The sequence below is a fragment of the Microcoleus vaginatus PCC 9802 genome, assembly GCA_022701275.1.
Taxonomy (GTDB): Bacteria; Cyanobacteriota; Cyanobacteriia; order Cyanobacteriales; family Microcoleaceae; genus Microcoleus; species Microcoleus vaginatus_A.
Genome location: CP031740.1, coordinates 6,462,025 through 6,488,976 on the forward strand (window position 1 = coordinate 6,462,025; position 26,952 = coordinate 6,488,976).

The 26,952-nt window shown below is 46.1% G+C and carries 23 protein-coding genes and 1 pseudogene; 19 read left to right on the forward strand and 5 right to left on the reverse strand.

Going from position 1 to position 26,952, the window contains the following annotated elements; all coding sequences use genetic code 11:
• Positions 1-44 precede the first annotated feature (44 nt).
• Positions 45-245, reverse strand: coding sequence for a hypothetical protein (locus D0A34_26630; protein UNU21945.1), 201 nt, complete (start codon positions 243-245; stop codon positions 45-47).
• Positions 246-422: 177 nt separating this feature from the next.
• Between D0A34_26630 and D0A34_26635 the strand changes: the two genes are divergently transcribed.
• From D0A34_26635 to D0A34_26685, 11 genes and pseudogenes are all read left to right on the forward strand, one after another.
• Positions 423-818 (forward strand): hypothetical protein, encoded by a 396-nt coding sequence (locus D0A34_26635; GenBank protein ID UNU22479.1) that lies wholly within the window; start codon positions 423-425, stop codon positions 816-818.
• A 45-nt stretch (positions 819-863) separates the two neighbouring features.
• Positions 864-1,448 (forward strand): hypothetical protein, encoded by a 585-nt coding sequence (locus D0A34_26640; GenBank protein UNU21946.1) that lies wholly within the window; start codon positions 864-866, stop codon positions 1,446-1,448.
• Between the two features lie 303 nt (positions 1,449-1,751).
• Positions 1,752-3,425 carry an ABC transporter ATP-binding protein gene (locus D0A34_26645; GenBank protein UNU21947.1) on the forward strand — a complete coding sequence of 558 codons (1,674 nt, stop codon included), beginning with the start codon at positions 1,752-1,754 and terminating at the stop codon, positions 3,423-3,425.
• Positions 3,426-3,563: 138 nt separating this feature from the next.
• Positions 3,564-4,637: an RNA polymerase sigma factor, RpoD/SigA family gene (locus D0A34_26650; GenBank protein ID UNU21948.1), complete on the forward strand. Its 1,074-nt coding sequence runs from the start codon at positions 3,564-3,566 to the stop codon at positions 4,635-4,637.
• A gap of 276 nt (positions 4,638-4,913) precedes the next feature.
• Positions 4,914-5,399: a GNAT family N-acetyltransferase gene (locus D0A34_26655; protein UNU21949.1), complete on the forward strand. Its 486-nt coding sequence runs from the start codon at positions 4,914-4,916 to the stop codon at positions 5,397-5,399.
• A gap of 28 nt (positions 5,400-5,427) precedes the next feature.
• Positions 5,428-5,643 carry a hypothetical protein gene (locus D0A34_26660; GenBank protein ID UNU22480.1) on the forward strand — a complete coding sequence of 72 codons (216 nt, stop codon included), beginning with the start codon at positions 5,428-5,430 and terminating at the stop codon, positions 5,641-5,643.
• A gap of 72 nt (positions 5,644-5,715) precedes the next feature.
• Complete coding sequence (locus D0A34_26665) at positions 5,716-5,922, forward strand: glycogen debranching protein (protein UNU21950.1); 207 nt, start codon at positions 5,716-5,718, stop codon at positions 5,920-5,922.
• A gap of 374 nt (positions 5,923-6,296) precedes the next feature.
• Entirely contained in the window at positions 6,297-7,292 is a 996-nt protein-coding gene (locus D0A34_26670; GenBank protein UNU21951.1) for an AEC family transporter, read from the forward strand.
• A gap of 74 nt (positions 7,293-7,366) precedes the next feature.
• Positions 7,367-8,098: pseudogene (locus D0A34_26675) on the forward strand (Uma2 family endonuclease).
• A gap of 208 nt (positions 8,099-8,306) precedes the next feature.
• On the forward strand, positions 8,307-8,720 hold the full coding sequence (locus D0A34_26680; protein UNU21952.1) for a nuclear transport factor 2 family protein: 414 nt from the start codon (positions 8,307-8,309) through the stop codon (positions 8,718-8,720).
• Positions 8,721-9,082: 362 nt separating this feature from the next.
• On the forward strand, positions 9,083-9,571 hold the full coding sequence (locus D0A34_26685) for a hypothetical protein (protein ID UNU21953.1): 489 nt from the start codon (positions 9,083-9,085) through the stop codon (positions 9,569-9,571).
• A gap of 123 nt (positions 9,572-9,694) precedes the next feature.
• Here the strand turns inward: D0A34_26685 and D0A34_26690 are convergent, their stop codons facing one another.
• The 3 genes from D0A34_26690 to D0A34_26700 form a co-directional block, all read right to left on the reverse strand.
• Positions 9,695-10,363, reverse strand: a complete 669-nt coding sequence (locus tag D0A34_26690) for a hypothetical protein (protein ID UNU21954.1) — start codon at positions 10,361-10,363, stop codon at positions 9,695-9,697.
• 188 nt (positions 10,364-10,551) lie between these two features.
• Complete coding sequence (locus D0A34_26695) at positions 10,552-11,316, reverse strand: aldolase (GenBank protein UNU21955.1); 765 nt, start codon at positions 11,314-11,316, stop codon at positions 10,552-10,554.
• An 89-nt stretch (positions 11,317-11,405) separates the two neighbouring features.
• A complete protein-coding gene (locus D0A34_26700) occupies positions 11,406-11,918 on the reverse strand; it encodes a hypothetical protein (GenBank protein UNU21956.1) in 513 nt (170 codons plus the stop codon).
• A gap of 161 nt (positions 11,919-12,079) precedes the next feature.
• On the opposite strand from D0A34_26700, the gene D0A34_26705 reads away from it, so the two are divergent.
• Positions 12,080-14,188, forward strand: a complete 2,109-nt coding sequence (locus tag D0A34_26705) for an FAD-dependent oxidoreductase (protein ID UNU22481.1) — start codon at positions 12,080-12,082, stop codon at positions 14,186-14,188.
• A gap of 109 nt (positions 14,189-14,297) precedes the next feature.
• Here the strand turns inward: D0A34_26705 and D0A34_26710 are convergent, their stop codons facing one another.
• On the reverse strand, positions 14,298-14,495 hold the full coding sequence (locus D0A34_26710) for a hypothetical protein (GenBank protein UNU21957.1): 198 nt from the start codon (positions 14,493-14,495) through the stop codon (positions 14,298-14,300).
• Between D0A34_26710 and D0A34_26715 the strand changes: the two genes are divergently transcribed.
• From D0A34_26715 to D0A34_26745, 7 genes are all read left to right on the forward strand, one after another.
• Positions 14,494-20,313, forward strand: a complete 5,820-nt coding sequence (locus tag D0A34_26715; protein ID UNU21958.1) for a response regulator — start codon at positions 14,494-14,496, stop codon at positions 20,311-20,313. The genes D0A34_26710 and D0A34_26715 overlap by 2 nt on opposite strands.
• 152 nt (positions 20,314-20,465) lie before the next feature.
• A complete protein-coding gene (locus D0A34_26720; protein ID UNU21959.1) occupies positions 20,466-21,293 on the forward strand; it encodes a protein-glutamate O-methyltransferase CheR in 828 nt (275 codons plus the stop codon).
• Entirely contained in the window at positions 21,265-21,972 is a 708-nt protein-coding gene (locus D0A34_26725; GenBank protein ID UNU22482.1) for a chemotaxis protein CheB, read from the forward strand. The genes D0A34_26720 and D0A34_26725 overlap by 29 nt, the downstream gene beginning before the upstream one ends.
• A 7-nt stretch (positions 21,973-21,979) precedes the next feature.
• Entirely contained in the window at positions 21,980-24,046 is a 2,067-nt protein-coding gene (locus D0A34_26730) for a hybrid sensor histidine kinase/response regulator (protein UNU21960.1), read from the forward strand.
• Between the two features lie 142 nt (positions 24,047-24,188).
• Positions 24,189-25,016: a type I methionyl aminopeptidase gene (gene map / locus D0A34_26735; protein ID UNU21961.1), complete on the forward strand. Its 828-nt coding sequence runs from the start codon at positions 24,189-24,191 to the stop codon at positions 25,014-25,016.
• Positions 25,017-25,221: 205 nt separating this feature from the next.
• A complete protein-coding gene (locus D0A34_26740) occupies positions 25,222-25,914 on the forward strand; it encodes a DNA-binding response regulator (protein UNU21962.1) in 693 nt (230 codons plus the stop codon).
• Between the two features lie 649 nt (positions 25,915-26,563).
• The gene (locus D0A34_26745; protein ID UNU21963.1) at positions 26,564-26,923 is read left to right on the forward strand and encodes a hypothetical protein; all 360 of its coding nucleotides are present in this window, start codon (positions 26,564-26,566) and stop codon (positions 26,921-26,923) included.
• The last annotated feature ends 29 nt before the right edge of the window (positions 26,924-26,952 follow it).

Sequence of the window (26,952 nt, forward strand, 5' to 3'; positions counted from 1 at the left end):
GTTTCCGGTTGAATTGCCGAAATTATGTGTTTAGCTATACTAAACTAATTGAATGCCACAATTTGCAATTCAAAAAAATAGTCGATTTTTTTGTTAACTATACCTATGTAATCCCGAGTCGCCCCCCCTCGGAGGTAGGAAAATATAGTGACACCACTGCCGCCGCCGCAGTCTGTCGATCGGGGAAAATCGGGTAAAATAAGCATATTTTGGCGGTAGCGGTTGAGGTTGCGGGGGATCGGCATTTACCGGCAACGCTAAACTAACAGCAGCAGCCAGAAGGTTAGAGTCAGGGCAGAAAATCAAAAAAAGTTCTCACAAAACAGGGAATTGCTCCAAAAACGCACGGCTTCCCTCCATATGAGCAAACTTAAGTAAGTATCTACTTTGATTATAAATACAAATTTGTTTACAAAATCATGATATTGTCCGAAGACCGCCGCCAGTGCTACCAAGAATTACAGCAAGCACTAGAACAACTACAAAGAACTGCTGCACAGGATAATCTGGATGGGGCCGCCCTGGCGATCGAATACAGAAAAGTGCAACAATTTTTCGGAAACCAAATTATGAGAGCCGAAAGCGATGAGTTAGAGGGCTCCGAAACACCCCCAGAGCAGTCCTATTTGACGGAAATTCACAAGCAACTGCGGTTGTTGGGGACAGATGTCACGTTTTTGCAAGCGTCGCGCCAGCCAGCGACAGCAAAGGCGAGGCAAACTGCGGCGATCGCGCGGCTCAACACGCTAATTGGCTACTGTGGAGCACTGCTACAAAAAAATTCTGGTTCTTCAGGGCCCGCCAAGATACAGAATTAATAATTGAATTAACAGGGAATTAAGAAGGCAAGGAGAAATAAAGCGGTGGAATGTCCAAAATGTAAACATCCCAACTTAGAAGGCGGTACCTTAGCCGGCCGTATGTCGGTGCAGTGGTGTCCCACCTGTTACGGTATCTGGATTCCAGGCAGAGAATACGAAGCTTGGCAGAAAGAGCAGAGTCAGTGGTACAACAAATCCGAGAACCCAGATGCGACAGGGACTCTCGGCATAGAATTCACCCCGTCTGTCTACGACAGCAAAGCAGCGCTGTGTCCCGAAGACGGTCACTATCTGTCACGGGCGAAAGTTCCTTTCAGCAGAGTGCCCTTTTACATAGAGCGCTGTATGTTGTGCGGGGGCATTTGGTGCGATAACGGCGAGTGGGACATTCTCGAAAGTCTGGGATTCCACACCGAGATTGACAAGATGTTTTCTCCGAATTGGCAAGCTAAGGCCCGCGTGCAAGAACTCGCCTCTCGGGAACGTCAAGTGCTTACTGAGAAGCTGGGGCCGGATATCGCCGGATATGTGTTGGAACTCGCGGAAGTTTTAGCAGACCATCCTCACGCAGATTGTGCGGCTACTTACATACTGCGGAGAGCTGAGTTAAAGCGAAAGGAAATTTAGTCAGTTGGCTGTTGACAGTTGACTGTTGACTGTTGACTGTTGACTGTTAACGGTTGACTGGTGTTAGTAAGCGGTTGGTCGGTTAATGATGTAGTGATAAAATCTTTGTTTGTAGCAATTTCTATTGGTATTTACAAACAGCATATCGGTCTCTTGCCAATAACTAATAAGTCCTGAACCATACTAATAACTAACAACTAACCGCCGCTATATGGATAAATAATAAATAACAACAGACAACAGTTAACAGTTAACAGTTAACAGTTAACAGACAACAGACACCAGACTAAGGACTAATGACTAATGACTAATGACTCTTCTCTATTTTCAGTTGACAATCTGCGAGTAGCTTATCCTCAGCGGCGGGGCCAATCCGGTTGGGCCGTTGACGGGGTTTCCCTGACGCTGAAACCGGGGGAAAAGCTCGGATTAGTCGGGGAGTCTGGCTGCGGTAAGTCAACTTTGGGAAGGGCGGCGATGCGGTTGCTGCCGGATTCAACGCTGATTGAGGGGCGAGTTAGTTTTGCTGGAGAGTCGGTGTTTGATATGAATGCTTCGCGGCTGAGACGGTTTCGGGGCGAAGCTGTAGCATTGATTTTTCAAGATCCGATGACTCGTCTCGATCCTTTGATGACTGTAGGAGAACATTGCATCGAGACTTTGCAAGCTCACAGACCGAATTTGGATCGCAAGCAAGCTAAGAAACGGGCGATTGAAACTCTGGAAGCGGTGAAAATTCCCGCGTCTCGCTGGTCGCAATTTCCCCACGAATTTAGCGGCGGAATGCGGCAAAGAGTAGCAATTGCTTTGGCTCTTTTGCTCGATCCCAAATTAATTGTGGCGGACGAACCGACTACAAGTTTGGACGTAACTGTAGCTGCCCAGATTTTGCAGGAATTAACCAGACTTTGTGAGGAACGGGGAACGGCTATTTTGTTGATTTCTCACGATTTGGCGATGGTGGCTGAGTATTGCGATCGCATTGCGGTGATGTACGGCGGTAAAGTCGTAGAAACAGGGCCGGTGCAAAACGTTTTTGAAAAGCCGCAGCACGAATATACTCGATCGCTGCTCAAAGCAGCTTTGCACATTCAAGCCGATTCTGACAAAGGGTTAGCATTCGAGGAAATCAGGACTGAAGTCGTTACTGCAAACTTAACAAATTCGCCTCTTTTGACCGTAACGAATTTGCAGCAACACTACAGTTTAGAAAGCAATTTATTAGATCAGTTGTTTTCCAGGAATCGCCAGGTAATTAAAGCAGTAGACGGCGTTAGTTTAGAGCTACAACAGGGAGAAACCCTAGGGCTGGTGGGGGAGTCCGGCTGCGGTAAAAGTACCTTGTCACGCACGATTTTGCAGCTAATTACCGCGACTGGCGGCAAAGTTGAATTTCAAGGAATAGATATAACTGCTCTGAACCGCGATGCTGTGAGGAAGCACCGTCGCGAAATGCAAATGATCTTTCAAGACCCCCACGCTTGCCTGAATCCGATGATGACTGTGGGGCAAAGTATTGCTGACCCCTTGTTTATTCACAAATTAGCTAATGGCAGCGAAGCTAAAAAACAAGTAATCCAAATGTTAGAGCGGGTGGGTTTAACTCCCGGGGAGGATTTCTTCCGCCGCTATCCGGGGGAATTGTCGGGAGGACAACAGCAGCGAGTTTCGATCGCCCGCGCTTTGATTACTCGCCCGAAACTGATAATTTGCGACGAACCTGTGAGTATGCTGGATGCCAGCGTGCAGACTCAAGTTTTAGAGCTGATGTTGGAGTTGAAGCAGGAATTTAATTTGACTTATCTGTTTATTACGCACGATTTGTGGGTGGCGAGATTTTTTTGCGATCGCATTGCGGTAATGAATGCTGGAAAAATTGTTGAAATCGGTAAGACTAGGGATATTTTTACTAATCCGCAGCACCCTTACACTCAGCAATTATTGCAAGCAGCTCCTTTACTGGCTCGAACTCAATAAAAGGTCTAAAAAAGGGGCGAACAGATATCAGCCACTAAAGTCACTCACCGGCTTCTAGATGGATTTCGGAAATTTCCGGTTAAATTCGTTAAAGTTAAGGGATACTTTTCAAATCCTCCCACCGACACCAAGCACCATATGGCAGAATCTGACCTAGGCAGTTTTGCGGTGGCACCCGAAGCCTCATTCGCAATCGCAGAGGATGAGGACACCGAGATCGATCGTCCCACGGTAACTCCCTCGTCAGCATACAACAACTGGTCTGCCGACGATCCCGTGGGAGCTTTGTTCAAGGAAATGGCTCGCTATCCTCTACTGACTGCCACCGAAGAGGTGGAGTTGGCGCGCCGCGTTCAAGAATTGGTAGCCCTGGATGAAGTAGAACAGCGTTTGCAGCAGGAATTGGACAGGGTGCCGACAAAAGCTGAACTCGCAGCGGCTTTGGGGATAAGCGAAACTCAACTGCAACAGCTTCGCCACCAGTGTCAGTCGGCGAAACGGAAAATGATCAGCTCGAATTTGCGCTTGGTGGTTTCGATTGCCAAACGCTATCTGAATCGGGGCGTGCCTTTTCTCGATTTAATTCAGGAAGGAGCTTTGGGTTTGAACCGGGCCGCCGAAAAGTTTGATCCGGAGAAGGGTTACAAGTTTTCTACTTATGCCTATTGGTGGATTCGCCAGGGAATTACCCGGACAATTGCTAATCAAGGGCGGACGATTCGCTTGCCTGTTCACATTGTCGAACAGTTAAATAAACTCAAAAAAGTTTATCGAGATTTGAGGCGTTCTCTTCAACGCAATCCAACTGAAACTGAACTTGCTAGAGAAATGCAAGTTACTTGCGAACAGCTTCGCTACCTCCAGCAAGTACGTCGGCAATCTTTGTCTCTCAACCACCGCATCGGCTCAGAAGAAAGTTCGGAACTTTTGGATGTTCTCGAAGATAACGCGACGCAATCTCCCGAAGCTCAGATGAATGAGATGATGATGCGCCAAGATATTTTGGAGGTGTTGGACAGTATTTTGACTGAGCGGGAAAAAGAGATTGTTGCTATGCGTTACGGTTTGCTGACCGGCGAACCTTACACTTTAGAAGAGGTGAGCAGTTTGTTCAATTTGTCCCGCGAACGAGTTCGTCAAATTCAAAATAAGGCAATGCGAAAGCTGCGCCGCCCTCAAGTGACGGAACGATTGAAGGGCTGGTTGAAATAAACTAAAAAACATTGAGTTGGCATTTTGAAAAATCTTAAAATTATTGTGGGGACACTCCGACCCCGCCGTATATAGCAATCTTCGCATCATTTGTGAATTTATTACTCCCTCCCCGCTGGTTCGGGAGGGTCGGGGTGGCGTAAAAAATTTACGACTCCTGCAAGGATTGCTATATATGCTTATTCAATGGGGAAAAACTTAATTAAAAATTACAAATTAAAAATGTCTTGATGTGGTATTTTTAATTCTTGATTGTCGCGTACTACTTACTTATTTATGTCTTCTGAGGTAATTTTGCGTCCAGCTACCCGCGCCGACGTGCCGGTACTGTTTGATTTGATTAAAGCTTTAGCTGAGTACGAAAAATTATCTCATGCCGTTACTGGCAATGCCGTTGATTTGGAGCATCATTTGTTTGGCGACCGACCTTTTGCTGAAGCGATTTTAGCCGAGTGCGAAGGTCAAATTGTGGGCTGGGCGCTGTTTTTTTACAATTATTCTACTTTTTTGACTCAGCCAGGAATTTATTTGGAAGATTTGTTTGTGATCCCTGAGTTTCGAGGGCGGGGAATTGGCAAGTCTTTGATAGTTTATTTAGCGCAGTTGACGGTTGAAAGGGGCTGCGGGCGTTTGGAATGGAGCGTTTTGGATTGGAATGAATTGGCGATCGGATTTTACAAGGGTATCGGTGCTGATGTGATGCCCGACTGGCGGATTTGCCGGGTTGCGGGCGAGTCTTTGGCAACTTTGGCATCGAAGTAATTCAGGCGGGTTCGCGTGCCCAGCCCCTATTCCCCACAAAAAATTCATCTGTTGTGAAACAGGCATCTTGCCTGTGTGTGGAACAGGCATCTTGCGTAATTCAGGGCGGGCTAGAAGCCCACCCCACAAAAAATTCATCTGTTGTGGAACAGGCATCTTGCCTGTGTGTGGAACAGGTATCTTGCCTGTGTGTAGAACAGGCATCTTGCCTGTTAAGCTAAAATGCCGCACTCCGGTTAATTAATACCGCCCTACTTAATTGGCAAAAATATAGGAAAATTTAAGTAACAGTAAATTTTGATTGAGAGAGTCGATCGTGATTATTTGGGTAAACGAGCAAATCGATCCGTCGGGCATTCTTTATTCTTGCATTGCTTGTTGCGATGAGACTCAAGCGAAGGATTGCCACAAATCTTTTGAGCAGAATTTGACGGCGGAGCAAAAACAGCAGGGCTGGGTGGCTACCTTGCGGACTGTTAGTTCTTGGGATGAGGTGCCTGTTAATGCTTTGAAATTGAATTAATGAGTGCAAGTCATCAGCAGCTTTAGTCTCCCCCTGTTTCCGTTCGCTCGAAACGGTCGGAAAACGGGGGACATCTGTTTGGAAAAGGCAAGATAGCTCGATCGCACATTGGTCAAATTAACAGAGGTTTTGTGAATCTGAAGGCAAAAAGCTGCAAGCATTTGGGGCTGCCAGTCTGAAGATTGTGCCCTGCAAGGTGCGGGAATTTGGGGGGAAATTTTCGGGCCTGCTGTGCTGCGAACACGCTAGGACGAAAAAGCGTGCAGGTGCGATCCTCTTCGAGGGCTCCGCTAACGACAATTCGCATTTATTAAACGGACTTTAGCATTACTATTAATACATAAAGGCATTTCCAATTGTCAAGTTAAATTTTTATGCTTGAAACCTTATTTCACGCTTATACCCCTCTAGTTATCTGGACTGGCTTGGGACTGCTGTTGTTTCAGTACATCCCAGTGAATTTTCCCAAGGTGCTGAGCCACTTTCTTTTCTGGATTGGGATACCGCTGCAAATTCTAGTTTTGGCCCGTCAAAGCAATTTTTCGGGTGCTGTGGGATTTACGCCGGCGATCGCCCTATTCGTGTTATTTCTGAGTACGAGTTTTGCTTGGCTGACTTGGGTATTATTGCGTAGGCTGAGTGCGGCCCACATCAAAAAGCCCTATTTTCAGGGCAAAAATTCTCTAGTAAATTTATTTTTATTAAATTTTAATTCCCTGAAGCGATCGAGCCAAGGCAGTTTTCTCCTAGCTGCGATGTTAGGGAATACGGGGTTTGTTGGATTAGCAATCACCCCGTCTATCATCAGCACCGATAACAGCAACTGGGCTGTCTTGTACAGCGTCACTAACAATGTTATTGGAACTTATTGTTTCGGTGTATTTATTGCTAGCTATTTCGGGAACTCCGAGCAAAAAAATCACTGGTGGACTCCGATCCGGGACGTGCTGACAGTTCCTGCCTTGTGGGCTTTTTTAATTGGTTTTTATACTAGAAACATTCCCCTGCCCGAGACAGTGGAATCGGGATTGCAGACTGCTGTTTTGGTGGTAATTGCCAGTGCTTTGCTGCTGGTGGGCATCCGGCTGAGGTCTATTAAGAAATGGGAAAGTTTTGAACTGGCGTTAATCCCGTCGCTGTTAAAAGTGGTAATTGTGCCGGTGCTGATCGGATTGGGTGCTAGTTATTTCGGATTGAGCGGCGATCCGAGGTTCGTGTTGGTGTTGATGTCGGGAACGCCCACAGCTCTTTCCGTGCTGATTTTAGCAGAAGTCTACGAGCTCGATCGCGATTTGTTAGCTAGCAGCATCGCCCTCACTTCTGTCGGGTTGCTGTTGATGCTTCCGCTGTGGTTAGCTGGGTTTAGTTAATATTAGCTAAATTTTCAAATCAGATTGCTCTAAAATTTCGCAGTACAATCAACGATAACTGCACGGAAAAGAGGATGAACGAGCCAATAACTGCTACAGATCTGCCTCCTGCATTCCCCGATCATACCCAATTGCCAGACGAAGACGGTACATTTGTAAAAAATTTTCAGGAGCATCCTCAGAGCATCATTCTGACAGATTCGATCGGGCCGGTTGTAGAGCGCCTGCATCCAGACGGACAATATGCGATCGGGCAAGATTGCGGCATTTACTGGCGAGAAACTGACCCGCCAGAGCGAGGTGCTTCTGCACCGGATTGGTTTGAGGTGCCGAATGTACCGGCAACACTTGACGGTTTTCGCCGTTCTTATGTACTTTGGCGGGAACACATGGCTCCCTTCATTGCTTTAGAATTTGCTAGCGGTAATGGAGAGGAAGAGCGCGATTCCCTTCGGGATAGCTTCGCTTCACGTACTCCCTTGACTGTGGCCGCTGACGGTACAACAACTAAACCCGGTAAGTTTTGGGTGTACGAGAGAATTATCCGCATTCCTTACTAGGGTATTTATGAAATGAGAACTGGCAATTTAGAAGTCTATCACCTGATAGATTTTGTGTATCCAAGGATGGAGCCCAACGAACGCGCTCACTATCCGATTCCTGTACTAGATTTAGAATTGGGACTCTGGCAGGGAAGCTATCAAAATCAAGAACTATTTTGGCTGCGGTGGTGGGATTCGCAGGGGAATTTGCTGTTAACTGGCTCCGAAAAAGTTGAAATTGAGCGGGGCAGAGTCGAACAAGAACAGCAAAGAACTCAACAACAACAGCACAGAACTCAACAAGTACGGCAAAGAACTCAACAAGCAGAGCGAAAAGCCGCCCAGTTAGCGAAGCGACTGCGAGCAATGGGAATCGATCCCGATGCTGAGGATGGATATGAAAGTCCCAAAACTCTCTCTGTAGCGCTAGCACTGCGTACCTTACCTTTTATAATCACACAAAACCAAGCTTATGGAAACTAAACCACCTCTACCGCCCTTTACGCTGGAAACGGCTAAAGCCAAAGTTCAAGCTGCTGAAGATGCCTGGAATACCCGCGATCCAGAACGAGTAGCCTTAGCTTATACGGAAGATTCTCAGTGGCGAAACCGTGCCGAATTCTTCAGCGGACGGGAACAAATCAAGGCTTTTTTAAGACGAAAATGGGCAAAGGAACTAGATTACCGTTTAAAGAAAGAACTGTGGAGTTTTACAGAGAATCGGATTTCTGTTCGCTTCGAGTATGAGTGGCATGATGATTCGGGCTACTGGTATCGCGCCTATGGTAATGAACAGTGGGAATTTGCAGAAAATGGGTTAATGCGAAGACGTGAAGCTAGCATTAATGATGTTCCGATTCAAGAGTCTGAACGGAAGTTTCGATAAAATTTATCTGTGAGTTGCTAAACGCATAAACCTGGTTTTTTAGGAAAATATACAGGTTTATAGTGAGAACTTTAGTCATGATTGACTCAAGGCCTGAAAGACGAATAAAGTCCTCACTACTAACGAAAGGTTGGTAGTAAGGACTTGAATCATGATTAGAACTATTGCAAAAATACAAAGCACCCCACCCCAACCCTCCCCTGGAATCAGGGGAGGAGGCAAGATTATTCTTGTTTCCCTCCTTAATAAGGGGGGACTGGCGGGGGGAGAATTTGACTTTTGCAAGAACTCTAAAGAAGTTTATAGAGCATCTGCGATCGTGTAGAATCTGAAAAAACAATTTTAATGGAGTTTTGTTGCAAATGAAATTTTTGGCGATCGAAACACTGATTGTTAGTTCTATCCTTCTGTCAATCTCATCATTGTCCTCTGCTCAAAGTAATCCACAGGGCTCTACAATTCTACCCACAGGAGCTTACTACGCTCAAGGAACAATGTTCAATAACTCCCGTAGAGAAATTGCACATCAAAATAATAGAATCTGCATCAAGATCGTCGATGGCCCTGCAAATCCCTACAAAGGAGTCGAATCTATCACAATTAGCAGCGTGTCTTTGGAAAATGGGAAATACTATATTGATGCAACTGGCACAGAGCTAGTATTAAAAAACAATGGAAAAGCATTCTCTGGCGACATTCGCGGTACATGGGAGTATAGAGGTATCTCCCCCGATCCAAGGAGTCAACCCATACAAGCTAAAAAAATGGCAGAATGTGTAGCGGCTCAAGGACGATATGTGCAGAAGATGGAAGGAATATCCATTTCAGGAATCGATTTTCCCAAGCATTAACTATGATCGAGATGGGTGGGGGCGCAACCAAAAGGTGATCTGTGGGATGCAGTAATGGGTAATCGAAGTAAGGTGCGCGGCGCGCACCCTACATCATTAGGTTATGCGTCCAGGATTGTATCCTCAATCGGTAAGCAAACTCGGAGAAGTCAGCACAAAGACATCCCTGGTTCCCACCCCTTCAGATTCCGGTTTAATCGGTGTAGTAAAGTGAAAAAACTCGTGGTCGTTAACTAACAGCAATTCTCCCGGATGCAGAATTTTATTAAAAACAGGCTTCTCTTTTTTAGCCAAGTACAAATGCGTTTCCCCGCCTACAATATTAGTTCTGTCAACCGAGAAAATCCCGATAAAATCAGTACCGTCTTGGTGAATGCCTTCCGGTGCGGGGTTGCCAAAATTGTGCGGCGAACAAGTCGTCCTGATTTGATGGATGCCGATTTCAGCTTCTGGGTGAATTTTGCAAGAATCGAAAAAAGCAAAAATCATCTGTTTGAAATTATCGAGGGCGATTAGTCGATCGTCCAATTCGGCAAATTCCCGCCTGATATCACCCACTAGCGGATTGTATGTTTTGCTTTGAAACAAATAGCCGTGAGGTAACTTAACTAACTCATTTCCGTTGACTGTAAACCGCGACAATCTCCTCGAACGATACTTACCTTTTACATACGGATCGACAGGCATATCGTCAAAAAATTCCTTGAAGCCTTCTAGCTTAATCGAGTTTACTTTTTTGAAAGTAAACATGAAAGCATAATCCAAATCAATGGATTCTAATACCGTTTTCATAGATTTTTCTCCATGAAGCCTTGCTCCCCTCTCTAATTTAGCCTTGAGGAGGTGTATGCTTCTACTCTAGCGCAGGTTTTTTGTATGTGTCGTAAAAGACACTACAAAAATTGCAAAGATATCGTAAAGCTTGCAAGATGAATCCGGGGGCTTGTTCTTCTTTTAATCCCAAATCCAAAATCTAAAATCTAAAATCGATTGACCGCTTTCACCAGCGACTGACAGGCCCGCAGGAAAACGGCAACATCGACCCCAAGTGTGACGTACTGAACGCCAGCATCAATCCACTGCTGGGCGATTTCGGGGTTGTCAGCAAAAGTACCCGCGGCTTTGCCTGCTTTGCGGATGGTTTGCACTGCCTCCTGCATCATGTCGATGACTCGGGGATCGCGGACTTGGCCGGGAATGCCGATCGACTGTGACAGATCGTAAGGCCCTAGAAAAATCACGTCCACCTCTGGCACAGTAACAATTTCTGCCAGGTTGTCGATGCCGCCTTTGCCTTCGACATGAATCACAACTAAGGATTCTTCGTTGAGTCGATCGGTGATATTTGTACCTGCGGCGGTGTAAAGTCCCGCCCGCGTAGCGAAGGAAAGGCCTCGCGTGCCCAGAGGACTGTATTTAGCGCTTTTGACAGCGGTTTCGGCATCGATTTTGCTTTCAATTTGAGGTACTTGAACGCCTGCACTACCGATATCAAGAGCTCGTTGAATTTGCGGCCCGTCGTTTTTGCGGACGCGAATAATCGGTGCAATTCCAGTGCAGTCGGCGGCGCGACACAAATCTTCAGCAGCAAGCGGGTTCAGGGGGCCGTGTTCCATATCGATAACGGCGAAATCAAATCCAGCGTGACCGCATATTTCCATGAATGCGGGATAAGCGCAGTTCATAAATAAACCGAGGACTGTTTCGCCTTGTTTGATTTTTTGTTTGAGTTGGTTTTGACGCATAAATTTGGAGTTTTTTTACCGCCGCTGACGACCGATGAACCTAAATTATTTTTAAGAATACAGCTAAAATATTGCCGTTACAAATTACTTTAGGTTAACAGAATAGACAAAAATTTTGTAGCTGCTTTTGCTTCGATTTTAAAGGGAATCAAGCACAAAAGCCAGCCGAAAATAAACATTCCTAAAATTGGTAAAAATATTGGTCCCACGGAGGGTTCGACTAACCAAGCAAATAAAGAAAACATTCCTATACTGCCAGTTGTCCACAGCCAAAGAATCAAAAATCCTATGACTATTTTATTTAAAGTCATCCTAATTTTGATGGAACAACCGAACTGTTGAGTATGGATATCTCCTTCTATAATTGGGAACAATAAATTTCGACCAATGATGATGCGATTAATCTTGAAATTTTTGCCAGAAAGTGTTCCTTCATAAGGTTTCGCAGGTGGCGGACCAAAGGGTATAATTATTCTAACAACTTTGGGAGGAGTGACAACTTCGTCCAACCTGCGCCCCACTTCCGAAAAAGTTAAACTGGTGGTAATTGTTAAACTCTCAAAAGGAATCAATGACCTAAAAATTTTGACGATTTTGAGCATAAGGTTGACCCGGCTGTTCAATAGTTGTTGCTGGTATAAATGCCTCTTCTCTAAAAAAGTTTTCCCTGACAACACCGCGAAATACCAGTATACTGCAAAATAAACATTTAGATGGCATGAGTGTTTTTCGCGCTATGTCAAAATTAATTCCCCAATCTCTGATGAAACTTAGACAGTATCTATTTTTGCTCAAAGGTCGATCGATCCTTAGCCTCACCCTCGGCATCATTTCCGCGATAGGGAGCATTTCGCCAGTATTTGCCGAACCTCCGCGCAATCCCGACACTGCTGAAACTTGCGACATTCTAGTAGCAGGCGGCGGGCTCGCAGGCGCTGCTACCGCTTACGAAGGTTTGCTGGCGGGGCGCACAGTTTGCCTTACTGAAATTACTGACTGGGTAGGCGGTCAAATTTCCTCCCAGGGAACTTCCGCACTCGATGAAAGAGAGACTCAGCGATCGCTCTTATTTTACCCCCGTGGCTACCTCGAATTGCGGGGGCGGATCAAGGAACATTACGGCCGGCTAAATCCCGGAGGCTGTTGGGTTAGCTATTCGTGTTTCATGCCCTACGACGGTCACAAAATTCTATTTAACATCTTGCAGGATGCCGCTAGAAAAGGCAAAGGCACGCTGAAATGGTTTCCCAATACAGTTATTAAAGAACTAGCAATTACTCCTGCTGGGGCGGGGAATACGGTTGGGGGCCAACAAATTAAAAGTGCGATCGCCATTCAACATAAACCCGCCGCCAACACGCCACCACTCAACACGGAAACTCTTTCTCAAACTATCGAAGATGCCTATCGCTACGAAAATTCTCCGCGATTTAACAAAACTATTATTCGGTTTATTTCTAAAGCATCTGGAACCCCCCCTAACACAAAAAGGGGGGGGAATTCCACAAGTTCCCCGCCTGTACAAGGGGGTGCTGATTGGTATGTTGTAGATGCCACCGAAACAGGCGAATTGATCGGACTTGCGGATGTTCCTTACCGCCTCGGAATTGACCCGCGTTCCCCTCTTGAACCTTCCTCCCCCAGCCCAACCGGCGACGCTTACTGCACTCAAGGTTTTACCTACACCTTTGCGATGCAGGCAACGAAGGAACCGCAGCAGCATCAAGTGCCGTCTTTTTATCAACAATATGCTCCTTACTACAGCTACGAATTGCCGAGATTGGCGAGCTTTCCCTTAGTTTTCACCTACCGCCAAATCAGGAGCATGAGACCGGATGAAAAGCGACCTTCAGACCCGAAGCAATTCCCGATTTATCCCGGGGATATTTCGATGCAAAACTGGACTTGGGGCAATGACTATCGTCCCGGTTCTGCCCAGGATAATTTAATTTATTCTCGCGAGCAGTTGGAAGAAGCAGGTCAACTGCAACCGGGGGGATGGATGGGCGGTTTGCGAACGGAAACTTTGCGAAAGGGAGAAGAAAATGCCAAAGGATTTTTCTACTGGCTGGTAACAGGAACTACTGACTCGCAGCTAGGAGATGGAGTCAAAAAGCCTAATCCAAACAATCGTTTTTTGAGCGGGTTGGATTCGCCGATGGGGACGGTGCACGGACTTTCTAAATATCCTTATATGCGGGAGGGCCGACGCATTATTGGGCGGCCGAGTTTCAATCAGCCTCAAGGTTTTATGGTGTGGGAAGTTGATATGTCTCGCACTGACTTTACGGCTGATTTTTATCGCCAGAATTTGTCGGAGGAAGAGTATCGCAATTTGTGGTTGGCTGTGGGTGGTTTGAATGCCCCGGCTTTGGCTGTGGGAAGTCAATCTGTTGAGGATACAAAATCGCGATCGCGCGCTACGATTTATCCTGATTCTGTGGGTATCGGTCATTATGCGATCGACTTTCACCCCTGCATGACCAACAGTCCGCCGGAAGCACCGGGAAATACCGAACGGGAAGGTACTCGCAAAGCTCAAGGGCAAGCTTATCCCTTCCAAATTCCGCTGCGGGCAATGATTCCCCAGAAAATTGACAATATGTTAGTGGCAGGTAAAAGTATTGCTGTTAGCCACACAGCGGCTGCTGCTTATCGAGTGCATTCTTTTGAATGGTCTGCTGGTGCGGCGGCGGGAGTTACGGCTGCTTTTTCCCTAGAAAAAGGGATTCTACCTTATGAATTAGTGGACGAATTGCCGTCCCGCGAGCCAAACTTGGAAGTGTTGCAGTTGCGGTTGCAACAAAATGCTAATCCGATCGCCTTTCCGGGTACTTCTATTTTCAATAGTTCGTGGCAAAATTGGAAATAATCGCAGTTGGTAATCTGTAGGGCGGGCATCCTGCCCGCCCTACAATAAAATTCACTCTTTGTAGAACAGGGTGCAACAAGCTTTCGGGCTTGTTCCTGACACCCGACAATTAAGTGGTTACCAAGAAGAGCCTGCTAACCAGTATAAAATAACCACTAACAAAATAGCTGATAAATATAGCTGATAAACAGCAATTTGTCATCCATCTTTCGACAGAAGCAATCAGGCACTGCTTTAGTCGGATAATATCAATAATCTCAAAAATATTCCCCCCTTCCCCTTCAAACTCGTCAAAGGTAACTGTCATGTCAACTGCACAGATAACAAGCTCCAATTCCAATAATGGTTATGCCAAACAGTTACTTAGAACCTTAGTGGCAGTCAAAAAAGGGGACTTTTCAGTTCGGATGCCCATAGACCAGACCGGTCTAGCGGGGAAAATTGCTGACGAACTTAACGACATTATCGATCTCAATGAGAGAATGGCGGCCGAACTCGAGCGGATCGGCACAGTTGTCGGTAAAGAAGGCAAAATCGCCCAGCGGGCCACCATTGGCAGCGCCGAGGGGTCATGGGCAGCTAGCGTAAACTCTGTCAATACCCTAATTACAGATTTAGTGCAACCAACCTCTGAAACCGCCAGAGTAATTCGGGCCGTAGCAAAAGGAGATTTATCGCAAACTATCGCCTTAGAAATAGAAGACAGACCCCTCAAAGGAGAATTCCTCCAAACAGCGCAAATTGTTAACACAATGGTAGACCAATTGAGCTCCTTTGCGTCGGAAGTAACGCGGGTGGCTAGGGAAGTGGGAACCGAAGGGAAATTAGGCGTGCAAGCAGAAGTTAAAGGAGTTGCTGGAACTTGGAAAGATTTAACGGATTCAGTTAACTCGATGGCGGGGAATTTAACAGCACAAGTGCGTAACATTGCCGAAGTGACAACGGCGGTGGCAAATGGCGACTTGTCCAAGAAAATTACAGTAGATGTAAAAGGTGAAATTCTCGAACTGAAAAACACGATTAACATCATGGTGGATCAGTTGAGTTCCTTCGCATCTGAAGTAACGCGGGTGGCGAGAGAAGTGGGAACGGAAGGCAAATTAGGCGTGCAAGCTGAAGTCCGAGGAGTAGCAGGAACCTGGAAAGATTTAACGGATTCAGTTAACTCGATGGCCGGCAATCTTACCGCACAAGTACGGAACATTGCCGACGTGACGACTGCTGTGGCAAATGGTGACTTATCTAAAAAAATTACTGTAGATGTTAAAGGTGAAATTCTGGAGTTAAAAAACACTATTAACATCATGGTGGATCAGTTAAATTCCTTCGCATCTGAAGTAACGCGGGTGGCGAGAGAAGTAGGTTCCGAAGGCAAACTCGGCGGTCAAGCAGAAGTTAAAGGAGTTGCAGGAACTTGGAAGGATTTAACGGATAGCGTTAACTTCATGGCAGGCAGTTTGACAGCACAAGTGCGGAACATCGCTGAAGTGACAACCGCTGTGGCAAAGGGCGATTTATCTAAGAAAATTACCGTAGATGTTAAAGGGGAAATTCTCGAACTCAAAAATACCGTCAACACGATGGTTGACCAGTTAAATTCCTTCGCATCTGAAGTAACCAGGGTTGCTAGGGAAGTGGGAAATGAAGGAAAATTAGGCGTACAAGCTGAAGTGCAGGAAGTAGCAGGAACCTGGAAAGATTTAACGGATTCAGTTAACTCAATGGCGGGAAATTTAACAGCACAAGTCCGCAACATTGCTGAGGTGACGACGGCTGTTGCTAACGGTGACTTATCTAAAAAAATTACGGTACAGGTTAAAGGAGAAATTTTAGAGCTGAAAAACACCATTAACGTGATGGTGGATCAGCTTAATTCCTTCGCTTCGGAAGTAACCAGGGTTGCTAGGGAAGTGGGTTCCGAAGGTAAACTCGGCGGTCAAGCGGATGTCCGAGGCGTAGCAGGAACTTGGAAGGATTTAACGGATAGCGTTAACTTCATGGCTGGTAGTTTGACAGAGCAAGTACGGAATATTGCGGCTGTTACGACGGCTGTGGCTAATGGCGACTTGTCGAAGAAAATTACTGTCGATGTTAAAGGTGAAATTCTGGAGTTAAAAAACACCGTCAACACGATGGTGGATCAGTTAAATTCCTTTGCTTCGGAAGTAACACGGGTTGCTAGGGAAGTGGGAACCGAAGGGAAATTAGGCGTGCAAGCGGAAGTTAAAGGAGTTGCTGGAACTTGGAAAGATTTAACGGATTCAGTTAACTCGATGGCGGGGAATTTAACAGCACAAGTGCGTAACATTGCCGAAGTGACAACCGCTGTGGCAAATGGCGACTTGTCGAAGAAAATTACAGTAGATGTAAAAGGTGAAATTCTCGAACTGAAAAACACGATTAACATCATGGTGGATCAGTTGAGTTCCTTCGCATCTGAAGTAACGCGGGTGGCGAGAGAAGTGGGAACGGAAGGCAAATTAGGCGTGCAAGCTTACGTGCGGGGTGTAGGGGGAACTTGGAAAGATTTAACCGATAATGTTAACTTGATGGCGGGGAATTTGACCGCGCAGGTGCGGAATATTGCGGAAGTGACGAAAGCGGTGGCAAATGGCGATTTGTCTAAGAAAATCACCGTGGATGTTAAAGGCGAAATTCTGGAGTTGAAAGACACTATTAACGTGATGGTGGATCAGCTTAATTCCTTCGCTTCTGAGGTAACGCGGGTGGCGCGGGAGGTGGGAACCGAGGGTAAATTGGGCGGTCAAGCTGAGGTGAAAGGAGTTGCGGGAACTTGGAAAGATTTAACCGACAACGTAAACTCGATGGCGGGGAATTTGACAGCGCAAGTGCGGGGTATTGCTAAGGTTGTGACGGCGGTGGCGAATGGCGATTTGAAGCGCAAATTAATGCTGGAAGCTAAGGGAGAAATTGCAACTCTGGCAGATACGATTAACGAGATGATTGATACGCTCGCGACGTTTGCCGATCAAGTTACTACCGTGGCGCGGGAGGTGGGAATTGAAGGGAAATTGGGCGGCCAGGCAAAGGTTCCGGGCGCGGCGGGGACGTGGCGAGATTTGACGGATAATGTGAATGAATTGGCGGCGAATTTGACTACTCAGTTGCGGGCGATCGCCGAAGTGGCAATTGCTGTTACCAGAGGCGATTTAACGAGGTCAATTTCCGTCGCCACTGAAGGAGAAGTTGCGATCGTTAAGGACAACATTAACCAGATGATCGCCAATCTCCGGGAGACTACGCAAAAAAATACTGAGCAAGATTGGCTGAAAACAAACCTTGCTAAGTTCACTCGGATGCTACAAGGTCAGCGGGATTTAGAAACTGTTTCTAAACTAATTCTCTCAGAATTGACGCCGCTGGTGTCTGCTCAGCATGGCGTCTTCTTTATGATGGAAGCTGTCGAACACGATCCGTTTCTAAAACTGTTAAGTACCTACGCATACCGCGAACGGAAGCATCTGGGAAATAGATTTAATTTAGGCGAAGGTTTGGTAGGACAGTGCGCCCTGGAAAAGGAACGCATACTGTTGACCGAAGTCCCAGAAAACTACGTTAAAATTTGCTCTGGACTGGGAGAATCTACGCCGCTGAATGTGGTGGTTTTACCCGTACTATTTGAGGGACAAGTGACGGCAGTAATCGAGTTAGCTTCGTTCCGCCGATTCAGCGAAATACACTTGACATTCCTCGACCAACTTACAGAAAGTATCGCCATTGTCTTAAATACAATTGCGGCGAGTATGCGGACGGAAGAGTTGCTGAAACAGTCACAGTCTTTGGCAGAAGAGTTACAAACTCAGCAAAAAGAACTAACGGAAACTAACAAGCGTCTCGAACAACAAGCGCAGTCACTCCGCGCATCTGAGGAACTGTTGAAGAGTCAGCAGGAAGAGTTGCAACAAACAAATGAAGAACTAGAAGAACAAGCTGAATTGCTAGCGCTGCAAAATAAGGAAGTTGAGCGGAAAAACCGAGATATCGAACAGGCGAGGGGGTTGTTGGAAGAAAGAGCCGAACAGTTGGCTCTAACTTCTAAGTATAAGTCGGAGTTTCTGGCAAATATGTCTCACGAGTTGCGAACTCCGCTAAATTCGCTGTTGATTCTGGCTCGATTGCTTTCTGACAATACTGAAGGCAATTTGACTCAGAAGCAAGTTGAATACACGCGCACAATTTACTCGGCGGGAAATGATTTGCTGGGGCTGATTAATGACATCTTGGATCTCGCTAAGATTGAATCAGGCACGATGTCGGTGGAAATTGAGCAAGTGTTGTTTACGGACTTGCGAGATCATTTGGATCGGACTTTCCGCCAAATCGCGCAGGATAAGAAGTTGAGTTTTAAAATAGAGCTTGAGGCTGGGTTGCCAAAAGGTCTCTATACTGATGCTAAACGGCTGCAACAAGTTTTGAAGAATCTCCTCTCTAATGCGTTTAAGTTTACAGAGCGAGGTGAGGTGAAATTGCGTGCCGAAGTAGCGCGGGAAGGGTGGAGTTTAGAGATAGAAAGTTTAAGGAGTTCCCCTACTGTTTTGGCTTTCTCAGTTAGCGATACCGGGATTGGGATTTCTGCTGAAAAACACAGGGTTATTTTTGAGGCTTTCCAACAAGCAGATGGTAGCACTAGCCGCAAATACGGGGGCACGGGTTTGGGTTTGTCAATTAGTAGAGAAATCGCTAATTTGCTAGGCGGAGAAATTAAATTGACAAGTAGCCCTGGTGAGGGTAGTAGGTTCACGCTTTATCTGCCACAAACTTACCAAGAATCGCGAATAATAATCACTGATACGGGTTCGGGAACGGGCAAGCAAACGCCTCAATTACCCTCTGCTACTTCTCCCGCACTTCCTTTGCCGAATTTCCACTTGCCGATCGCGCCTTACCCCTCACCTTTAATCTCTGATGATCGAGAAAATATTGAGAGTGACGATCGCGTGCTTTTGATTATTGAAGATGACGTAAACTTCGCTCGCATTCTGTTGGATATGGCGCAGGAACAGGGTTTTAAAGGTTTGGTGGCTTTGCGGAGCGATATCGGTTTGGCGATGGCGCGAGAGTTCAAGCCAACTGCAATTATGCTGGATCTAAATTTGCCTGTGATGGATGGCTGGACAGTGCTCGATCGCTTGAAGCACGACCCAAGTACGCGCCACATTCCGGTTCACATTGTATCAGTTGAAGAAGGGCGGCAGCGCAGTTTGCAGTTAGGGGCGATCGCGTACCTACAAAAGCCTGTCAGTCGCGAAGCATTGAGCACAGCTTTGACTGATATTAAGGGGTTTGTGGAGCGGCCCGTGAAGAATTTGCTAGTCGTGGAAGACGACGAAACGCAGCGTCTGGGCATTGTGGATTTAATCGGCAATCACGATGTTTCTACAACGGCTGTGGGGAGTGGTGCAGAGGCGCTAGCAACTTTGAAATCGGGACATTTTGACTGCGTTGTACTCGATTTGGGACTACCAGATATGACTGGTTTTGAACTGATAGATCAGATCAAGCAAGAGGCTAATTTGAAAAGTCTGCCGCTTATTATTTATACCGGCAAAGAGTTGACAAGAGCCGAAGAAACTCAACTCAAGCGCATGGCGGAAACAATCATTATTAAAGATGTGCGCTCGCCGGAACGTTTGTTAGATGAAACAGCTTTGTTTTTGCACCGAGTCCAAGCAAATTTGCCGGAACCAAAGCGCCAAATGCTAGAGCAATTGTATCAAACAGATTCGACGCTCGCGGGCAAAACAGTCTTGATTGTTGACGACGATATGCGGAATATTTTCGCCCTCACGAGTATGCTGGAGCGCCATAAAATGAAGATTGAGTATGCTGAGAATGGGAGAGAGGGCATTGCTAAATTGCAAAATACGCCTGACATAAATATTGTGTTGATGGACGTGATGATGCCAGAGATGGACGGTTACGAAACCATGCAAGCAATTCGTAATATGCCTCAATTTGCTTCGTTGCCAATGATTGCTCTTACTGCGAAAGCTATGAAGGGCGATCGGGAAAAATGTATCGAAGCTGGGGCGTCTGACTACATTACCAAACCTGTTGATACCGAACAGTTGCTCTCGCTGCTGCGTGTCTGGCTTTATCGATAATGGAAGTCAGTTGTCAGTTGGCAGTTGACTGTTGGCAGTTGTCATTAGCGAGCAGTCAACAGTCAGCAGTCAACAGTCAACAATCAACAGTCAACAGTCAACAGTCAACAGTCAACAATCAACAATGCCCAATAACCCATTACTAATTAAAAATGTCCGAAAGCCATGAACTGGAAACAATCGAAATTCAACTCCTACTAGAGGGAATGTTTCGCTATTACGGATTTGATTTTCGCAATTATGCTCTTGCCTCTCTCAAGCGCCGTATTTGGAACACTATTCGCTCGGAACGGCTCACCACTGTCTCGGCACTTCAGGAAAAGGTACTTCACAATCCTGCTTACCTAGACCGTTTACTGCTGGACATTTCTGTCAATGTAACGGCGATGTTTCGCGATCCCAGCTTTTACATTAGTTTCAGAAATAAAGTGGTGCCGCTACTGCGTACTTATCCTTTTATTCGGATTTGGCACGCTGGATGTTCAACGGGAGAAGAAGTCTATTCTATGGCAATCTTGCTGCAAGAAGAAGGACTGTATGACCGTTGTCGGATTTACGCTACGGACATGAATGAATTAGTTTTGAAAACAGCCAAAACAGGGATATTCCCGCTGAAACAAATGCAAGAATATACGCAACTATACCACCAAGCGGGGGGCAACAAAGCGTTTTCTGAGTATTACACTGCTGCTTATGAAAATGCGATTTTTCGCTCTTCACTTAAAGATAATATTGTCTTTGCTCACCACAACCTAGCAACGGATAATTCTTTTAATGAGTTTAATGTTATTTTATGCCGTAATGTGATGATTTATTTCAATTCACACCTCCAAGAGCGGGTACACAAGCTTTTTTATGAGAGCCTGGGAATGTTTGGGGTTTTAGGCCTAGGACATCAAGAGTCTCTGACTTTTACACCTTATGAAAAATACTATGAACCAATTGAAAGTAGTGAGAAAATCTACCGAAGAGTTAAATAAAAAAAATTTTGAAATAGTGGTTGTTGGCACGTCTTTGGGAGGGCTAGAGGCTCTGACTCTGCTGCTGGCAGATTTGCCACAAAGCTTTCCTTTGCCGGTAGTTATTGTCCAACACCGCCATAAGAGTTCTCACAATAGGCTTACTTATTTTTTACAAAAGCAAAGCTCTCTCCCAATCACAGAGGCCCGAGACAAAGAGGAGATCTTACCTGGACGGGTTTACTTGGCTCCTGCGGACTATCACTTGCTAATAGAATCGCCCTCTGACGAGGAGTTTAGCCTGTATGAAAACGACTTTACAGAATGGGGGAGCGTGGCAGTGGAGTCAATCCATAATTCAAAATCCCCAATCCCCAATCGCGGAACTCCTAAATTTGCACTATCAACTGAGGCTCCTGTCTGTTACGCGCGGCCCTCAATCGATGTGCTGTTTGAGTCTGCTGCGGATGCCTTTGGGGAGAAAGTTATCGGCATAATTTTAACGGGAGCTAATTCGGATGGCACTAAAGGCCTGGCAAAAATTAAAGCTGAGGGAGGATTGACATTTGTGGAGGAACCGGCTTCAGCTCTATGCCCGGCCATGCCAGCGTCGGCGATCGCAAATGTTGAAGTAGACTGGATTTTACCCCTCTCTAAAATCGCTCCCTGTTTAGTCAATTTGCTAAGAATTAAAGATTAAAAAAATTATGACTCTGCAGCCCCCCCATCGAGTAAATGTCCTTTTAGTTGACGATCGCCCCGAAAATTTGATAGCTCTAGAAGCTATTCTCAACAGCCCCTCTTATCATCTAGTACAAGCTAATTCGGGCGCGGAGGCTCTGAGATGTCTGCTTAATGAAGATTTTGCGGTAATTTTGCTTGATGTGCAGATGCCGGGAATGGATGGATTTGAGACAGCAACATTGATTCGCTCTAGAGATCGATCGCGAGCGACTCCGATTATTTTTATCACAGCATTCAGCAGTAATGACACCCACGTGTTTAAAGGTTATTCTCTGGGTGCGGTGGATTACCTGTTCAAACCCTTAGAACCGGAAATATTGACCTCGAAGGTGCAGGTATTTGTGGAATTGTTCCAAAAAACAGTCGAGGTGAAGCAGCAAGCAACACAGTTAGCTGCGGTTAATAGTGAACTAAGTAAAAGTGAAGAGCGGTTTCGCACTTTGTGTGCTTGTTCACCACTGGGAATTTACTTAGCTGACGTTGAAGGCCGCTGTACTTACATCAACCCGCGTTGTCAAGCGATTTGCGGGCTAACTTTGGAGGAAAGTTTGGCAGAGGTTTGGCAGCGGGAAGTTCATCCAGAAGATCGCGATCGCGTAGTAGCAGATTGGTTAGCTTGGATTAAAGAAAGCCAGGAATATTCTAACGAGTTTCGATTAGCTGGTAGCGAAGCTGTGCGGTGGATTCACGTGCAGTCGTCGCCAATGTTTTCGGATTTGGGAAAACTGATCGGTCACGTGGGCACGATTAGAGATGTCACAGACCGCAAGCAAGCAGAGGAAGAACGCGGCAGACTAATCCGCGAACAAGTGGCGCGGCAAGAAGCGGAGAGAGCTAACCAGATGAAGGATGAATTTCTAGCTATTCTCTCTCACGAACTCCGTACTCCTTTAAATGCAATTCTCGGCTGGTCTAGGCTGCTTCGTACCAAAACATTTGATCAAGAAACTATTGATAAAGCTCTAGAAACAATAGAGCGTAATGCTAAATCTCAAGCTCAACTCATTGAAGATATTTTAGATGTTTCGCGGATTTTGCGGGGCAAACTAAATTTAAATATGCATCCGATTCGGTTGGAATCTGTGATCAAGTTGGCAATAGATTCATTGCAGCCGCTGAGTGAGGAAAAATCCCTAGTCCTAGAATTAACGTGCAGTCCAAATGTAGGTGAAGTTATCGGCGATGCCGATCGCTTGCAGCAAATTGTGTGGAATTTGCTGTCAAATGCGATTAAGTTTACTCCGCAAGAGGGTAAAGTAGAGGTGCGGTTAGAGTCAGTTGCCGATGAGGCTCAAATTCAGATAATTGATAGTGGCATTGGTATCGCTCCTGATTTTTTGCCTTATGTTTTTGATCGCTTCCGCCAAGCTGATAGCAGCACAACTAGGTCTTACGGGGGTTTGGGACTGGGATTGGCGATCGTCCGTCACTTGGTGGAACTGCACGGCGGTAAGGTGGATGCAGAAAATAATCCGGGCGAGGGTGCGAAATTTACGGTGGCTCTACCTATTGCTCAGAGGAAGACCCGATATGCAGGGGATGATGGGTCGCCGCTCAATGACGCGACAGAGACTCTCCCCACTCTGGCTAATTTGCAATTGCTGGTGGTGGATGATGAGGATGACACGCGGGAGTTTTTGATTGCTTTACTCGAGGACGAAGGAGCTATGGTGCGATCGGCGGCATCGGTGGCCGGGGCTCTAGATGCACTGGAGAGTTATTGGCCGGATCTGCTGCTTAGCGACATTGGAATGCCGGGAGCAGACGGTTATGAGTTGATCACGCGGGTGAGAGAAATGGAAGTGCTCAGGGGTGGAAAGATGCCTGCGATCGCCTTGACGGCCTACGCCAGAGAGGAAGAGCGCAAGCAAGCGCTGGAAGCTGGTTTCCAGATGCACTTATCTAAACCAGTTGACATAACTAAGTTAATTGCGGCAATTGCTAACCTCACAGGAATGCTCGGAAATCCCGAGCAGACGGACTCGGCGGTTTCAACCGCTTTGTTGACCCCCCAATCCCGTGCCGATTAGTGAGAAAAATATTAAGCTAGCTTAAAGGACAAGCGATCGACAGTTCGGAACAAGACATTCGTTTTTCCACAAAAAACTGGATATTTGCCGTTTTTTTGCTTCAACCTGCCGTCAAAGTACAAAATTACCCGCCAATCAATACATGAATATTTTTAGCAGTCTGCTTTCTGGCCCAACTCCAGCACCCCAAGTCAAAAAACAGCGTCGAGGCATTGAAATTAAGTCGGAACGCGAAATCGAAATTATGCGACAGGCAGGGAAAATCGTTGCAACGGTACTTAAAGAAATTTCCCTAATGGTAAAACCGGGAATGACTACTGCTGATTTGGATGCTTATGCCGAAAAACGCATCCGCGAAATGGGTGCAACTCCCAGTTTTAAAGGCTATCACGGTTTCACGGGATCGATTTGCTCTAGCATTAATAACGAAGTTGTTCACGGCATCCCCAGCGCCAAAAAAGTAATTCGGGCAGGAGATGTTCTTAAGGTAGATACGGGGGCATATTATCAAGGTTTTCACGGCGATTCTTGCATCACGATCGCAGTTGTGGAAGTGACTCCCGAATCTGCAAAATTAATCCGAGTCGCAGAAGAAGCTCTCTACAAAGGCATCGAACAAGTGAAGGCTGGAGCTTATTTGCTCGATCTGGCTGGTGCGATCGAAGATCATGTCAAAAGCAACGGTTTTAGCATCGTTGAGGAGTTTACTGGCCACGGTGTCGGGCGAAATTTACACGAGGAACCGTCGGTTTTCAATTTCCGCACCCGCGAAATGCCGAACGTGAAATTGCGAGCGGGCATGACATTGGCGATCGAACCAATTCTGAATGCCGGTTCTAAGTACACTCGGACGCTTTCTGACAAGTGGACTGCTGTAACCGTTGACAATGCTATGTCGGCTCAGTTTGAGCATACTGTGTTGGTGACAGAAACTGGTTATGAAATTTTGACCGATCGTTCAAAAGTTTAAGCGGAAGGGTTCAACAATAATTTTGAGTTTTGAGTTTCGAGTTTTGAATTAAAGATTTAAGAACTTTTTAATCGTTAGATCAAAACCTAACTCAAAGCTCTTGAGTTGAACAACAATTCTTTAACTTCCTTCGAGGGATAGAGTGACAATAAGAGTTAAATGCGGCTAAATTAAAAAATAGTGGTAAAGCGTAAGGGTAACAACTATGTCAGCACGATTATTATTGGTAGATGATGAACCGGGCTTGCGGGAAGCAGTACAAGCTTATTTGGAAGATAGCGATTTTGCGGTTGAGGTGGCCAGTAATGCTCGGGATGGGTGGGAACTCTTGCAGCAGACTAATCCGGATTTGGTGATTTCAGACATTATGATGCCCCAGGTGGACGGTTATCAATTTCTCAAGCAAGTGCGGGAAGATCCTCGCTATAGGGCTTTGCCGGTGGTGTTTTTGACGGCTAAGGGGATGACGAGCGATCGCATTCAAGGCTATCAAGCAGGCTGCGATGCTTATCTTTCTAAACCCTTCGATCCCGACGAGTTAGTAGCAATAGTAACCAATTTGCTGGCCCGCCGCGCGGCTGCTAAGGAGACGAGCGAAAATGCTGAAAGTCCAGATATTGCTGCTTTGACAAGCCAAATGGCGAGAATTGAGTCTTTGCTGAGTGGGCGGAGTTCGATCGCCCAAAGTCCTTCCCCGATTAAAATTGATTTGACTCCGCGAGAACAAAGTGTTTTGGATTTGGTTGCTCAAGGTTTGATGAATAAGGAAATTGCCCGCCGCTTGGAAACTAGCGTGCGTAATGTGGAAAAGTACGTCAGCCGTTTGTTTAGCAAGACGGGTACTAACAGCCGTACTGAGTTGGTTCGCTTCGCTCTCGAACACGGCTTGACGAAATAGGAGCCCTCTCGACTTGGCTGGAGGCTGTGCCTCGCCGAGCTGCGTTACCAGGCTCTTCCTGGTAACGAGAATTATGAAAAAACTTAAAAATGTTAAGATATAAGTATTGACAGGTATCCGGTGGCTGTGGTAAGTCACATCAGCTTGCTGGTGGCAGCGCGGGAGTGCGAAAACTGGTGTGCGAAAACTGGTGTGCGAAAACTGGTGTGCGAAAACTGGTGTGCGAAAACTGGTGTGCGATCGAACTTCTCACCCACTTTGCTTTGAGTCTGAGATGAACACTCGCAAAGGCTGGGGAATTACTTAACGGGAAAACCTGACTGTTTAAGAGTTTTCACGTAGTAAATAGAAAGGCAAACAGTTGACCGGATATGCTCCGTTAAGCAAACTTGCCGCGAAGAGTCAGATAAGGTTATATCCGGTGGAAAAACAAGTCACTATTAATTAATGACTCTGCTCAAAAACGGATACTTGCGAACGGCAGGAGCGGTAAGTAGCCCACAATTTTAGACCCTAGTTCAAGCTCTCAGATTCATCTGTGGAGTAAATCTAAAATCTAAAATCTAAAATCGACTCACAGCGCTCTAAAGTAGCGGCGGATGTTGAATGTATAGCAGCACCAAAGTTTGGTTTATATCAGGAGAATACCATGAGGAAAATTACGGCGCTACAAACAATAAGTGCCATAGTAGCACTGCCGATCGTACTAATAGCCAATACAACTCAAGCTTTTGCCACTGATACCGGTCAGAAAATAGATCCAATTAAGAAAGTTTCGGATTTTGGCGATGAGCTAGATTTTGATATTGGGCCACCAACAACAATCAGCATTGAAGAAAGCGAGGATTGGGATGAACCTGATTTTGCAGCTACTTTAGATATGGAGATTAGTAAATTTATGACAAAAAATCTTCAAGCTGTAATTGATGAGCCCGCGCCGATAGTTTATCTCAGTGCGGCGAGGGGCCAGTCAACCCGGGAATGCCGGATTTCTGGGATCTGCGAATAACTGAATCGGATTTGTGCGATTTGGGCGAT

Bases quoted from the DNA above. Each gene is read 5' to 3' on its own strand.
- D0A34_26630 (UNU21945.1), bottom strand. From the start codon at position 245: ATGCCGATCCCCCGCAACCTCAACCGCTACCGCCAAAATATGCTTATT.
- D0A34_26645 (UNU21947.1), top strand. From the start codon at position 1,752: ATGACTAATGACTCTTCTCTATTTTCAGTTGACAATCTGCGAGTAGCT.
- D0A34_26650 (UNU21948.1), top strand. From the start codon at position 3,564: ATGGCAGAATCTGACCTAGGCAGTTTTGCGGTGGCACCCGAAGCCTCA.
- D0A34_26655 (UNU21949.1), top strand. From the start codon at position 4,914: ATGTCTTCTGAGGTAATTTTGCGTCCAGCTACCCGCGCCGACGTGCCG.
- D0A34_26670 (UNU21951.1), top strand. From the start codon at position 6,297: ATGCTTGAAACCTTATTTCACGCTTATACCCCTCTAGTTATCTGGACT.
- D0A34_26680 (UNU21952.1), top strand. From the start codon at position 8,307: ATGGAAACTAAACCACCTCTACCGCCCTTTACGCTGGAAACGGCTAAA.
- D0A34_26685 (UNU21953.1), top strand. From the start codon at position 9,083: ATGAAATTTTTGGCGATCGAAACACTGATTGTTAGTTCTATCCTTCTG.
- D0A34_26690 (UNU21954.1), bottom strand. From the start codon at position 10,363: ATGAAAACGGTATTAGAATCCATTGATTTGGATTATGCTTTCATGTTT.
- D0A34_26695 (UNU21955.1), bottom strand. From the start codon at position 11,316: ATGCGTCAAAACCAACTCAAACAAAAAATCAAACAAGGCGAAACAGTC.
- D0A34_26700 (UNU21956.1), bottom strand. From the start codon at position 11,918: ATGCTCAAAATCGTCAAAATTTTTAGGTCATTGATTCCTTTTGAGAGT.
- D0A34_26705 (UNU22481.1), top strand. From the start codon at position 12,080: ATGAAACTTAGACAGTATCTATTTTTGCTCAAAGGTCGATCGATCCTT.
- D0A34_26715 (UNU21958.1), top strand. From the start codon at position 14,494: ATGTCAACTGCACAGATAACAAGCTCCAATTCCAATAATGGTTATGCC.
- D0A34_26710 (UNU21957.1), bottom strand. From the start codon at position 14,495: ATGACAGTTACCTTTGACGAGTTTGAAGGGGAAGGGGGGAATATTTTT.
- D0A34_26720 (UNU21959.1), top strand. From the start codon at position 20,466: ATGTCCGAAAGCCATGAACTGGAAACAATCGAAATTCAACTCCTACTA.
- D0A34_26730 (UNU21960.1), top strand. From the start codon at position 21,980: ATGACTCTGCAGCCCCCCCATCGAGTAAATGTCCTTTTAGTTGACGAT.
- map (UNU21961.1), top strand. From the start codon at position 24,189: ATGAATATTTTTAGCAGTCTGCTTTCTGGCCCAACTCCAGCACCCCAA.
- D0A34_26740 (UNU21962.1), top strand. From the start codon at position 25,222: ATGTCAGCACGATTATTATTGGTAGATGATGAACCGGGCTTGCGGGAA.
- D0A34_26745 (UNU21963.1), top strand. From the start codon at position 26,564: ATGAGGAAAATTACGGCGCTACAAACAATAAGTGCCATAGTAGCACTG.